Annotated in this window: 8 protein-coding genes; 6 read left to right on the top strand and 2 right to left on the bottom strand. The window is 51.5% G+C overall.

Translation table 11 applies throughout. The features are described from left to right. Positions 1 to 3 precede the first annotated feature (3 nt). Positions 4 to 1038, bottom strand: a complete 1035-nt coding sequence (gene ruvB, locus E0E47_RS12240; RefSeq protein WP_008629409.1) for a Holliday junction branch migration DNA helicase RuvB — start codon at positions 1036 to 1038, stop codon at positions 4 to 6. A 94-nt stretch (positions 1039 to 1132) separates the two neighbouring features. On the opposite strand from ruvB, the gene E0E47_RS12235 reads away from it, so the two are divergent. From E0E47_RS12235 to E0E47_RS12220, 4 genes are read left to right on the top strand one after another with little or no spacing between them, the layout of a single operon-like run. Further along, the gene (locus E0E47_RS12235; protein ID WP_130893841.1) at positions 1133 to 2368 is read left to right on the top strand and encodes a nucleoside recognition domain-containing protein; all 1236 of its coding nucleotides are present in this window, start codon (positions 1133 to 1135) and stop codon (positions 2366 to 2368) included. 21 nt (positions 2369 to 2389) lie between these two features. Continuing rightward, positions 2390 to 3892 (top strand): lipopolysaccharide biosynthesis protein, encoded by a 1503-nt coding sequence (locus E0E47_RS12230; RefSeq protein WP_130893840.1) that lies wholly within the window; start codon positions 2390 to 2392, stop codon positions 3890 to 3892. Positions 3893 to 3897: 5 nt separating this feature from the next. Next, entirely contained in the window at positions 3898 to 5292 is a 1395-nt protein-coding gene (locus E0E47_RS12225; RefSeq protein ID WP_008629400.1) for a TIGR00341 family protein, read from the top strand. A gap of 18 nt (positions 5293 to 5310) precedes the next feature. Further along, the gene (locus tag E0E47_RS12220) at positions 5311 to 7476 is read left to right on the top strand and encodes a S46 family peptidase (RefSeq protein ID WP_130893839.1); all 2166 of its coding nucleotides are present in this window, start codon (positions 5311 to 5313) and stop codon (positions 7474 to 7476) included. A 79-nt stretch (positions 7477 to 7555) separates the two neighbouring features. Here E0E47_RS12220 and E0E47_RS12215 read toward each other — a convergent pair whose 3' ends face one another. After that, on the bottom strand, positions 7556 to 9550 hold the full coding sequence (locus tag E0E47_RS12215; protein ID WP_130893838.1) for a DEAD/DEAH box helicase: 1995 nt from the start codon (positions 9548 to 9550) through the stop codon (positions 7556 to 7558). Between the two features lie 215 nt (positions 9551 to 9765). On the opposite strand from E0E47_RS12215, the gene E0E47_RS12210 reads away from it, so the two are divergent. Together E0E47_RS12210 and E0E47_RS12205 are read left to right on the top strand one after the other, a co-directional pair. Continuing rightward, entirely contained in the window at positions 9766 to 10698 is a 933-nt protein-coding gene (locus tag E0E47_RS12210) for a carbohydrate kinase family protein (protein ID WP_130893837.1), read from the top strand. 181 nt (positions 10699 to 10879) lie between these two features. After that, positions 10880 to 14104, top strand: a complete 3225-nt coding sequence (locus tag E0E47_RS12205; protein ID WP_130893836.1) for a hypothetical protein — start codon at positions 10880 to 10882, stop codon at positions 14102 to 14104. Positions 14105 to 14110 lie beyond the last annotated feature (6 nt).

Below are 14110 nucleotides of genomic sequence, written 5' to 3'. Positions count from 1 at the left end.
GTTTTAATCGTCAAACAAACTGCCTTGCAACTCCGTCGTGAAACGGCTGCGCCCCAAATGCTTGTAAGCCATGTCCGTCACCTCCCGTCCGCGCGGCGTGCGCTTGATGAACCCTTCTTTAATCAGGAAAGGCTCATACACCTCTTCCACCGTCCCCGCATCTTCCCCGATGGCCGTGGCGATGGTCGTAATGCCAACCGGCCCGCCCTTGAACTTATCAATAATGGTAAGCAGAATCTTGTTGTCTATCTCGTCCAGTCCGTAGCGGTCGATATTCAGAGCTTCCAATGCATAACGTGCAATGGCCATGTCCACCCGTCCCGTGCCGCGCACCTGGGCAAAATCGCGCACACGCCGCAAAAGCGCATTGGCGATACGGGGGGTTCCACGGCTGCGTCCGGCAATCTCCATGGCAGCATCGTGCTCGATGGGTACGGAAAGAATGTGCGCCGAACGTTCCACGATGCGCGAAAGCACCTCAGCGTCATAATACTCCAGATGCAGGTTGATGCCGAAACGGGCACGGAGGGGAGCGGTAAGCAGGCCGCTGCGCGTAGTGGCACCCACCAACGTGAAGGGATTCAAATCGAGTTGTATGCTGCGCGCCGACGGGCCTTTGTCTATCATGATGTCTATCCGGTAGTCCTCCATGGCGGAATAAAGATATTCCTCCACTACGGGACTAAGCCGATGGATTTCGTCGATAAAGAGCACGTCGTTCGGCTCCAGCGAAGTCAGGATACCGGCCAAATCGCCCGGCTTGTCCAGTACAGGGCCGGACGTGACCTTGAAACCCACGCCCAGTTCGTTGGCTATGATGTTGCTCAACGTGGTCTTCCCCAATCCCGGAGGACCGTGCAACAAAGTATGGTCGAGGGGCTCGCCCCTGTACTTGGCAGCCTCGACGAAAACTTTCAGGTTTTCCACCACCTTCAACTGTCCGCTGAAATCCCCGAACTGGAGCGGACGCAAGGCATTCTCGAACTCGCGCTCGGCAGACGAGTTTGAGGAACGGCGTATGTCGAAATCTTCTTCCATTGTGCGGCAAAGATAGCATCTTTTCCGCACAAAACGGGCATGCGTCCCATTTTTTATGTAACTTTGCCTTTCAATCATGTAACGAGAGATTTCTATGGTTCTGAATTACATTTGGGTGGCATTCTTCGGCATCGCATTCCTCATCGCGGCAGGGAAGTTGGTATTCGCAGGCGATGCCGGCGTGTTTCCGGCCATCATGGACTCCACGTTCAGTTCCGCCAAGACGGCTTTCGAGATTTCCCTCGGCCTGACCGGCGTGCTCTCGCTTTGGATGGGCATCATGAAAATCGGGGAACGGGGCGGAGTGGTCAATATACTGGCACGCGGCCTCAGCCCGCTCTTCTGCAAGCTCTTCCCGGACATTCCCAAGAACCATCCCGTCATCGGAAACATTTTCATGAACATCTCTGCCAATATGTTGGGGCTGGACAATGCGGCCACGCCCTTGGGACTGAAAGCCATGGAAAGCCTTCAGGAACTGAACCAGAAAAAAGACACAGCTAGCAACCCGATGATCATGTTCCTCGTGCTGAACACTTCGGGACTGACCATCATCCCTGTCAGCATCATGGTTTACCGGACCCAAATGGGAGCGGCACAGCCCACGGACGTGTTCATCCCGATTCTGTTGGCGACCTTTGCCTCCACGCTGACGGGTATCATCGTCACCAGCCTTTATCAACGCATCAACCTGCTGGACAGGGTGGTCGTACTGGCATTGGGGGGGGCCTGTCTGGCCGTGGCCGGCATCGTGTATGGCTTCAGCCGGTTGGACAAAGAAGAAATGAACTTGTGGAGCACGACTATCGCCAACGTGTTGCTGTTCTGCATCATCATCGCTTTCATGGCTGCCGGTGTCAGAAAACGCGTTAACGTGTACGACGCTTTTATCGAAGGAGCAAAAGACGGTTTTACCACAGCCGTACGCATCATTCCCTATTTAGTCGCCATCTTAGTGGGCATCGGGGTATTCCGTGCTTCGGGTGCCATGGACTTGTTGACAGACGGCATCGCCGCTGTCGTCAAAGCCTGCGGCGGCGATGCAGGCTTTGTCGGTGCCTTGCCTACCGCACTGATGAAACCGCTGAGCGGCAGCGGGGCGCGCGGCATGATGGTGGATGCCATGGAAACCTATGGCGCCGACTCCTTCGTGGGGCGGTTGAGCTGTATTTTCCAAGGCGCGACAGACACCACCTTTTATATATTGGCCGTTTACTTCGGCAGCGTGGGCATCACCCGCACGCGGCATGCCGTGGCTTGCGGCCTGTTGGCCGATTTGGCAGGTATAGTGGCCGCCATCGGTGTGGCTTATCTCTTTTTCGGGGCATAATAGAAACAAAACGGACGAAATATGGCAGAATTGAAATCGGTGGCCAAAGACACCGCCATCTACGGACTAAGCAGCATCATCGGAAGATTCCTGAACTATTTGCTGGTTCCGCTCTATACGGCCAAGATGACCGTAGAAAGCGGAGGCTATGGCATCGTGACCAACATTTATGCCTACGTGGCGCTTTTGATGGTCATCCTCACGTTCGGCATGGAAACCACGCTGTTCCGTTTTGCCAACAAAGAGGGGGAAAATCCGCAAACCGTCTATAGCACGACACTCACCATAGTAGGTGGCCTGTCTCTGTTGTTTGCCTTGCTCGTACTCTCTTTCCTTAATCCGATAGCTTCTGCCATGGGGTATGCCGAACACCCGGAATACGTGGGTGTCATGGCGGTCACGGTAGCCTTGGATGCCTTTCAATCTATTCCTTTCGCATGGCTGCGCTACCAACACCGTCCCATCAAGTTTTTTGCGTTGAAGATGCTGTTCATCGTGCTCAACATCACGTTGAACATCCTTTATTTCGTCGTGCTTCCGGCATTGTACGTCCGCCACGCATGGGTGGGCGCAATCTATGACCCGTCTGTCGGACCGGGATATGCCTTCATCCTGAACCTTGCCTGTACATCGTTCATCACCTTCTTTTTCATTCCCGAACTGACAGGATTCAAATATCGGTTCGACACCCGGCTAATGAAACGCATGTTGGGCTACAGTTGGCCCATCCTGATTCTTGGCATTGCAGGCATCCTGAACCAGACGGCCGACAAAATCATCTTCCCGTTGGTGTACGGTGACGCAGAAACGGCCAAGTCCGAACTGGGCATCTACGGTGCCTGCGTGAAGATTGCCATGATAATGGCCATGATTACCCAAGCCTTCCGCTATGCTTACGAGCCGTTCGTGTTCGGCAAGGCTAAGGACAAGAACAGTGGGGAGACCTATGCCTCAGCCATGAAATTCTTCATCATCTTCACCCTTCTGGCATACCTCTGCGTCATCGGCTACATGGACATCCTGAAACGCATCATAGCACCCGATTATTGGCCTGGCTTACGTGTTGTCCCCATTGTCATGGCTGCCGAAATCATGATGGGGATATACTTCAACCTTTCGTTTTGGTATAAGCTCATCGACAAGACGATTTGGGGGGCCTGGTTCTCGACTGCCGGTTGTTTGGTCCTCTTTGCGGTCAACATCGTCTTTATCCCGACATACAGCTACATGGCTTGTGCCTGGGGCGGTTTCGCCGGATACGCCACAGCCATGCTCCTGTCCTACATCGTGGGACAGAAGAAAAACCCCGTCCGCTATCCGTTGAAATCCATCGGCATCTACGTACTGATTGCCGGGGGCTTCTACACCATCATGGCCGGTACACCCGAAGAATGGCCCGTATGGACACGGTTGGGCATTAACACGGTGCTCATCCTGCTCTTCGTCGGACATATCCTGAAACACGACCTGCCGGTACGAAGCCTACCGGTCATCGGCAAATATTTTCGTAAACCTCAAAAATAAAAGCAATGGAAAACAAGACAAAAAAGGAACGAGGTTACCTCAACCTGTTCATTCGTAGGTTGCTGAGCTTACGTAACGACAAAGCTCCCGAAGAAGAAACGATAGCTTCCATCAAGGCCAGCGTGGAATTCCGGGGTGCCAATCTATGGATTCTGATTTTTGCCATCTTCGTGGCTTCTTTAGGGCTGAACACCAACTCGGCCGCCGTCATCATCGGTGCCATGTTGATTTCACCTCTCATGGGACCTATCATGGGCATGGGATTAGGCGTAGGTATCAATGATTTCGAATTGCTCAAAAGGGCGTTCCGAAGTTTCGCCACGGCCACCATTTTCAGCGTACTCACTGCCACGTTCTATTTTGCCATCACCCCGATAGATGAAGCCCAGTCGGAACTTTTGGCCCGCACCTCGCCCACCATTTACGATGTGCTCATCGCCTTATTCGGCGGATTGGCCGGCATCGTGGCCTTGTGCAGCACCGGGCAACGAGGCGGTAACGTAATCCCAGGCGTAGCCATAGCCACAGCCATCATGCCTCCCCTTTGTACCACAGGCTTCGGCATAGCCACCGGAAACTGGATTTACGCCGCCGGAGCTTTCTATCTCTATCTGATTAACTCCATATTCATAAGCCTTGCCACTTTCATCGGAGTCAACATCTTCGACTTCAAGAAGAAGGTGTTCGTGGACAAACAACGGGAAAAAAGAGTGAAACACATCATCGTCACCATCGCTGTATTGACGATGTTACCCTCAACCTTGCTGACTTACATGTTGGTACGTGAAAACTTTTTCACCAGCAAAGCCAACAACTTCGTGGCACAAGTCGTCACATCGGAACAAACTCAGGTAATAGCCAAAGAAGTGGACTATCATACCAAAGAAATCCGCCTCGTGACCATCGGTGAAGAAATCCCCGAAAAAGAATTAACCCGAATGAAAAGCCAAATGGAAAATTTCGGACTGGAAGATGCCAAACTATCCATTGTACAAGGAACAAAAAATCTTAGTGCCAGCGAACTGAAGACCATGCTGAATGATCCGGCAAGCAGGCAAGCCGACAAAAACGCGCAACTCTTAGCCAACGAACAACAACGTGCGGACAAACTGCAAAAAGAACTGGACGTTTACAAAAAGACCGAATTACAGGCTCAGTCCATCAGCGCGGAAATGGCTACGCTCTTTCCAGAAGCGGCTCGTGTCAGCATTGCCCGCACTTTCTCCTATGCTGTTAGTGACAGCCTGCAAAAGGATTCACTGACCTTAGTCAGCCTCACCCTAAAAAAGAAACTGAATACCGAGACGCGCGAGAAGATGGAAGAATGGCTGAAAACCAGACTTAAAACACCCGACATGAAACTCATCGTCGGGACTAAAATAGAAAATAACGACAAATAACCCTATTAACAAATAAACATGAAGAAAAAGTTTTTAACGTTACTCGCTTTCGTTTGTGGCCTCAACGGTATGAAGGCCGACGAGGGCATGTGGATGCTCAGCCACATTTCACCCAAAAGCATGAAGGTCATGAAAGATTTGGGACTGCAAATGAGCGAAAAGGAATTGTATAATACGAAAGGGACCTCGCTGAAAGACGCTGTGGTAAGTTTTGGCGGTTTCTGTTCCGGTGTCGTTGTCTCACCGGATGGTTTGGTCTTTACAAACCACCACTGTGGCTTCGGCAACATACAGGCTTTGGCCACACCTGAAAACGACATCCTGAAGAATGGATTCGTGGCCCGCACCCAAGCGGAAGAACTTCCGGCAAAAGGTCTCTATGTACAGATACTGCAAAGGACGGAAGACATCACTAAACGGGTAAACAAAGCTTTGGACAAATACTACAAGGAACATGCCGCCGAGATGGCCACATTGGGTGAAAATGCCAAGGAAAAAATGCGTTGGAACGGTGTGGATTCCATCTGCCTGGCCATAGAAAACGAATATGCGAAAAAATACCCGGAGTTGGTTTGCGAAGTCAGTCCTTATTACACGGGAAACGCTTTCTACGTCAACGTATATAAACAATACGATGACATCCGCCTTGTGTTCGCGCCGCCTCAAAGCTTAGGCAAGTTCGGCGGTGAAACGGACAATTGGATGTGGCCGCGCCAAACCTGTGACTTCAGTGTCTTCCGCATTTATGCCGATAAGGATAACCAACCTGCCGGATACAATGCGGACAACCGCCCGTTGAAAGCCGAACGTTATGCTAAAGTATCTTTGGATGGTTTCAAGAAAGGAGACTACTGTATGACCATCGGCTATCCCGGACGTACTAACCGTTATCTCTCTTCTTACGGAATCGTGGAACGCATGGAGAATACCAACGAATCCCGAATCAATGTACGCGGCTTAAAGCAAAGTATATGGAAGAAATGGATGGACAGTGATCCGAAAATCCGTTTGCAGTACGCTTCCAAATATGCCAACAGTTCCAACTATTGGAAAAACAGCATCGGCATGAACAAGGCCCTTAAAGAGTTGAAAGTCGTAGAACAGAAGAAAAAACAAGAACAACAAATCAACGAATGGGCACAAAAAAGCAAAAAAAGACAGGAAAACTTTGGTAACTTGGCTCCCGAACTCGAAAAAGCGTACGCAGCCCGCAAAGACGGTAACCGTGCCATCGCGTTCCTCAACGAGTCTTTCCTTGGAGGTCCCGACTTGCTGCGTATCGCCATGTACTTCAACAACCTGCAAAGCGCAGGAGAAGAAACGGGAAAGGAAACGTGGAAAAACCGTCTGCGTCAACAATACAAGGACTGGAACAAAGAGGTCGACAAGGAAACGATGACGGCCTTGATGGACAACTACGCCAAACAAGTAAAACCCGAATATCTGCCGGACTTCTATCAGACGATAGAAAAGGAATACGATAACGACATCAGCGCCTACGTGGATGCCATGTTCAAACAGTCGGTCCTGACCGACACAAACTGTGTCAACCTGACGCTGACCCAAGAACAAAAAGATAATGACATGGCACTGAAATGCCTGAAGAGCGTGATGGAACTTGGCGGAAAGGTATCTGACGGAATCAGCCAGTACAACATGGATGTGGCAGAAAAGGAAAGACTGCTTTGCGAAGCCATACTTGAAATGGAAATGGACCAACCGCATTATTCGGATGCGAACTCGACCATGCGCCTGAGTTACGGCTTCGTAGACGACTACACCAGTGCTGCCGGACACCAGAACTACTTTACTACCATGCCGAGCCTGTTGGATAAAGTCGCACAAAGCGACAAAATCGACGAATATAAGGTGGAACCGGAAGTAAAGGTCCTGTTTGAAAAAGGCGACTTCGGCCCTTACAAAGACAAGGAAAGCGGCGAAATGCAGCTCTGTTTCCTGACGAACAATGACATCACCGGCGGAAATTCCGGTAGCCCGATGTTCAACGGCAAAGGCGAACTTATCGGACTGGCTTTCGACGGCAACTGGGATGCCTTGAGTAGCGACATTACTTTCACACAGGATTTGACCCGTTGCATCGGTGTGGACATCCGTTATGTACTCTACATCATCGACCGATGGGGAGGAGCCGAACGTCTCATCCAAGAAATAGGTGCACGATAAAAAACAAAGAAACGGCAAGCAATAATGCAAGACTCCCGATTTGCATATCTGTAGCAAACCGGGAGTCTTGCATTATTGCTTATTTTTTCGGGAAGCGGCGTGCCCATCCTTCTTCCGAGAAGTCCGGCTCATCACCTACCAAGTCCTTTCCTCCTTGCGGCAAATCTTTTCCGCCTTGTGGTTGAAAGAACTGTTTCCAATCATCTTTCGTATATTTCTTACCACGTGGTTCGGTGTAACCCCGTTCCTCACGAGACGGCTTGGCTTCTTTCCGTGCATTATCCTTATTGGCAACATCCTTGTCCTTCTTGCCTTTCCTTTTGCCGGACATGGCCTCCTCATAGGTTTTTCCTCCACCGCGTCTCTTGCGGTCGCGACCACCCTTTGCGTCACCACCGCCCCGACCGCCACGGCCGGACCGACGGTTCGACTTACCATCTCCGGCCTCGTGAGCCTCTCCGGTAGCCACTTCCACGTTGACTTTACGTCCCTTCACCTGCACACCGGAAAGCCCGTGCAACACGCGGTCGGCCTCACCGTCGGGCACCTCAAAGAAAGAAAAGCTCTTCATCAGGTCGATACGCCCGACTTCTACCTTGCCTTGCACATGGTCGTTCACCAGTTTCATCACCTCTTTGGCATAGAAACCGTCCACCTTACCCACGTTAAGGAACAACCGGGTGTATCCCTCTTCGGGCTTGCGCCCGCCGCGTTGGCCTTTCTTGCCGCCTTTCTCCCCACGTCCCGTCGGTTCGCTGATTTCAGGCGCGTTGGCATAGTATTGCAGGAAACGTCCGAACTCCCGGCTCACCACACGCTTGATGAGGTCTTCCTTGTCGAGCCATTCCAACTTGCGGTACACTTCGGGCAGGAACTGTTCGATTTCCTCCTCATCCACTTCCACGCGCTCGATGTCGTCTATTACCTTATATAATTGTTTGGCGCAGATTTCCTTGCCACTGGGCATCTCTCCCTTCACAAACTCCTTGCCGATAACCTTTTCTATCTCGCGGATTTTGGAACGTTCGCGCGTGTGAACGATACAAATGCTCGTCCCTTTCTTGCCTGCACGCCCCGTACGCCCGCTGCGGTGCGTGTAATTCTCGATGTCGTCCGGCATACCGTAATTGATGACGTGCGTCAAGTCTTCCACGTCGAGTCCTCGCGCCGCCACGTCGGTAGCCACGAGGAACTGTACGCGGTGTTGGCGGAATTTCTGCATCGTCAGGTCACGTTGTTGCTGCGAAAGATCCCCGTGCAACGAGTCGGCATTGTACCCATCCTGTATCAATTTATCTGCCACTTCCTGCGTTTCCAAACGCGTGCGGCAGAAAATAATGGCATAAATCTTGGGATAATAGTCCACGATGCGTTTCAATGCCAGATATTTGTCCTTGGCATGCACCATGTAATACACATGGTTCACCGTTTCTGCTCCTTCATTACGCGAACCTACCACGATTTCCTTGGCGTCGCGCAAGTATTTCTTCGAGATACGCTCTATCTCACGGCTCATCGTGGCAGAGAAGAGTAATGTGTTGTGATTTTCGGGCACTCCGGCCAGAATCTTGTCGATACTCTCCGTGAACCCCATGGAAAGCATCTCGTCAGCCTCGTCCAACACCACGTTTTCCACATGCTCCAACGAAGCTGCCTTGCGCTCCATCAGGTCGATCAGACGGCCCGGCGTAGCCACAATGACCTGTACGCCCTTCCTCAGCGTACGGATTTGCGGTTCGATGTTCGCACCGCCGTACACCGGCAACACGCGCACACCGGGCAAGTACTTGGAGTAGTTCTCCAAATCATCCGCTATCTGCAAACAAAGTTCTCGGGTGGGACTTAAGATCAAAGCCTGCGTTTCGTTCCGGCTAGCATCCACTTTCTGCAAAACAGGAAGGCCGTAAGCCGCCGTCTTCCCTGTACCGGTCTGCGCCAGTGCCACAACATCGTTATTCACTCCCAGTAAATAAGGAATCACTTCCTCCTGTACCGGCATCGGGTGTTCATACCCCATTTCCTCAATAGCTTGTCTGATTTCCGCAGAAACACCAAGCTCCTCAAAAGTTTTCAATACGTTAATTATTAAATTAATACACCAAAGGCAGCGCACGGCGCATACTACATACAAAAACAACCCTTCAGTGTATCATCACGCCTGAAAACCGCCTTCCCTAAAAATTAGGTGCGCAAAGATACGACAAATCTTCGTTTTTTTCACTTTTTTCTACGACTTATTCCACTTTTTTATCGTATGTTTGCATTCACTTGTTTCTAAACTAGACATTCATGCGCAAAGTCATTGGGATGGGCGAAACCATCATGGACATCATTTTCCACGGGGAACAACCCACGGCAGCTGTACCGGGAGGCTCGTCGTTCAACAGTATTATCTCCATCGGACGGGCAGGCATCCCGGCTGTTTTCGTCGGCGAAACGGGACACGATGAAGTGGGACGGCGCATCGCGGATTTCTTGAACGCCAACCATGTGGATGCCAGTTTCCTGCGGATGCGCGACGATATCCAGTCTGCCGTGTCGTTGGCTTTCCTCGATGAACGGAACGATGCCCATTACATGTTCTACAAACAACCGCCACGTACGTTGAAGGGCTTCATCCACCCCACGGTGGAGGCCGATGACATCGTGCAGTTCGGTTCCTACTATGCACTCAATCCGCACATCCGCCCGCAGGTCAAGGCTTTTTTGGAATACGCGCACGGACAAGGTGCCATCTTGTATTACGACCTGAATTTCCGACGCACATACCAAGACCGCATAAAGGAACTGCTTCCGGCCATCCATGAAAATTTCCGGTTAGCCACTGTGGTACGCGGTTCGGCCGACGACTTTGAGGTTATGTACGGCCTACGCGACGCGGAAGAAATTTACCACCGCCATATCGCACCCTACTGCCCGTTGTTCCTCTGTACCTGCGGTGCGGAAAACATCATGCTGTGCACCCCAAAAGGGAGTTCCCGTTTTCCGGTACCACCCGTGCGCACGGTAAGCACCATCGGAGCCGGTGACAACTTCAATGCCGGATTCATTTACGGATTGATACGCTATGGCATCCGCCGTACCGGTTTGCCAGACCTTTCCGAAGCACAGTGGGAACACGCCGTGACATGCGGCATCCGATTTGCAGCCAACGCCTGTGCCAGCATACATAATTCCATTGACGAAGACTTCGGACGGCAAATGTCCCGAAAGATGCCATAACGGCAAAAAGAGGTCTCCGGAACAAGATAAATCAACATAGTTACCATCATTTTCAACATAATTGACATGCCTTAGACACTTTAAAAGCTAATTTTGCGTACAATATTGAGACTTTATTCAAACCTGTTCCAACAATCACACCAGGAAACAGGATATTATTATTAACTTAAATTTCTGTGGAATGAAAAACAGATTCTTCCATCTCTTGATGATTGGGACTTTGGCTTGTTGGAGCCCCCAACCGATTTTCGCACAAACGGATGTGACGGAAACCTATTTGAAAAACCCAAGTTTTGAAAACCAGTTCACGGATTGGGAAAACAGCGGCATGCAAAGCCAGACCAATACCTCTTTCCAGTTAAAAGAGGGTAACACGTACGTGGAACGATGGACAGGACAAGGCGGCCAAGTGGCCGACTGCCATGTCAGCCAAACTCTGACTACGCTGAAGAACGGAGTCTACAAGTTGACTGCGGCTGCGCAAAACATCCAACAAAACAGCCCTGCCACACAAAGTGGAGCGTATGTCTTTGCCGGCAACGCACAAGTAGCCGTCGGAGCCGCTAACGATTACTCCCTTGAATTCACGGTCATCGAAGGACAAGCCACCATAGGTTTCAAGACCGAGAACGCCACAGGCAACTGGGTTGCCTGTGACAATTTCCGGCTTTACGCACTCAATAACGATTTGGCTGAAATCCAAGAGGAATTGCAACGCCGCATTGAAAAAGGCCAGGCACTGGTATCCGAAAAGATGCAAAAAGACGTGCTCAAGGAATTGAACGCGGCACTCGAAGCCGCACGTCAGGAACTAAACAGCACTACGGACGACAATATGGCTCCCGTAGCCATTCGCCTGCGCCAAGCCACCGAAGCCGCGCAAACCTCCATCCACGCCTATCAGGAATTGCAAGCCGCTATAGACAAGTCACTTGAGGCTTACGGTGACGGAACCCTGAACGGGGCGGCTGAATTCCACGCCGTTATCCAAGAAGCGCAAGCCTTGGCTGAAAACTTGGATGCAAACGCGGAAGATTTAGCAACAGCCGTTGAAAAATTAGGGACAGCCCTTTTGGCTTTCCGAATAGCTAACCCAACCGGTGACACGCCTGCCGTCGTGACCGACACGCGGTATGCACGCGGTTCCACCATGGCATTCGGACGGAGTACCATCACAGGGGTGCCTGAAACAGAACTTGTAGAACATGGTTTCTGTTGGAGTACGGAACCTGAGCCTACCATATTGGACAACCGGACCACCGAATATATAGAGAACAACGGACACATCTACGTATTGAGGAACCTGACCCCTTCTACCATTTATTACATACGGGCGTATGCCTTGACCAAAGGGTACGCCGTGGGTTACGGCGATGCCATCAAAGTCATCACCATACCAAAAGGAACCATTACGTGGTCCTACAACAACGGGGGAGATGCCGAATCCAATGCACGCATCAACGCAGCCGTAGGTTCCGCCGTAGAGTACTGGAACAACCTGACCAGCATACAAGGATTGCATTTAAGCGTCAATTTCGGGTCGGGCACTCCCACGGCAGACTGCAGCTATGGAGGATGGATGCGCGTAGGCCCCAACGCCAGTTACCAACGCACAGGTACCATCATGCACGAAATGGGACATGCCATCGGTGTAGGGCAACACGCCATTTGGTGGGACGGCAACATGAGAGCCAACGGTGACCGGGGCGACTGGTTGGGAGACCGCGCCAATGAAGTACTGCGCTTCTGGGACAACAACCCCTCAGCTGTCATGACGGGAGACAACACCCACATGTGGCCTTACGGCATCAACGGTGCACACGAGGATACAGGCAGCGAAGCACTTTATATCGCAAACGGCCTGATTACGCAAGGACTCGGAGAAGACGGATTGCCACCCACCGGAGGATTCTCTACCCCCGCTTACGTGTTCGAACAGGAGGACAACGTAAAGTACTACCTCAAGAACGAGGACGAGGATGCCGGCCTATATTCCTCCTATCTGGTGGCCAACCCTAACACGACGACCGTCAAGTGCGAGGAAATGACAGCTGCCGAAGCCAAAGCCGATGACAACGCGGCATGGTATATCACTTTCGACCCGAAAACCTCTTATTACTCGCTCCAAAACGTGGGGACAGGCAAGTATCTGACCTATAACGCTTCAAGAAAGAAATTCCTCACCAAGGAAAAAGACCTTCCCGCCGTAGACGAGAAATTCCATTTCATGAAAGGGCGCATCGACGTCAACATCGGCACCGAAGGCCATGCCCTCACGACACGGGGATATTGGATCATACATCCGGAAAAGGTGCTCAACCCGAATTGCATGGGTTCCAATGCCGGAGGAAGAATCGTCACGGAAGCATTCAATATCAGCAATTCGTCCAAGGGGCAACGCTGGGTCATACTCTCCGGCGAAGGGCTTCAGGCATTCGACCAGGCAATCAAGGACGAACGCAAGGCCGAACTCGAGGAAATGTTGGCACATATCAAGGCATTGGCAGAAACCCCACACACGGAAGACGCAAGCGGAACGGATGCCGCGCTACAAACCAAACTCTCGGAAATAGAGGAAAAAGCCAACCAGGCTGAAACCACCACCGAAGCCATCGCCACACTGACCGAAGAAGCCTTGGCTGCCGGTATGGCATTTCTGGCCGAAGCCACCCCCAAAAGTGTGGAGCACCCCTTCGACATCACATTCCTCATGTCTGATGCTAGCCTCAAGGACGGGGAAGGATGGTCCACCAAACCGGCCATCTCTTTCTCCTGCGGGGAATTCTTCGAGAAAACATTCGACTTCAACCAGACCCTCACGGCACTACCGGCAGGAACTTACCAGTTTAAGGGACAAGCATTCCAACGCCCGGGAAATACAGAAGACGTGTACAAAGCTTTCACCGCAGGACAGGACAATGTCAACGTAGTCATCTATGCAGGCGACGAAGAAGCCAAAATACAAAACATCGCTGCTGAGGCACAAACCAAAAAACTGGGCGGAAGCGAAACGGCTGTAGGCTCCAACCCCACCCGTTACGTGCCGAACAACATGCAAGCCGCCAGCTTTTATTTCGCAGCCGAACTTTACGATAACGGAGTCGTGACGCAATTGGATGAGGATGATTCCAAAATGAAAGTCGGCATGCGGTGCGAGGAAGTGCAGGCCGCTTACTGGACCATTTTCGACAACTTCCGCCTGTACTATTACGGCACCATGTCGCCCGACCAGGTGACTAGCATTCGGCAGACCGTGGCCGACAAGGCACAGTTGGACGGACCTTTCGCCACTCCAGCAGACGTGTACAGCCTCAGCGGAATCCGCGTACGCCAACAGGCCACTTCGCTTGACGGACTGCCACAAGGCATCTACATCGTAAACGGATACAAACTCATTGTAAGGTAGTAAGGC

Origin of the sequence: Paraprevotella xylaniphila YIT 11841, assembly GCF_900683745.1 — a bacterium.
In the GTDB taxonomy this organism is placed as follows: Bacteria; Bacteroidota; Bacteroidia; order Bacteroidales; family Bacteroidaceae; genus Paraprevotella; species Paraprevotella xylaniphila.
Note: the sequence above shows the minus strand (reverse complement) of the source record. Positions and strands in the feature narration are given on the sequence as shown.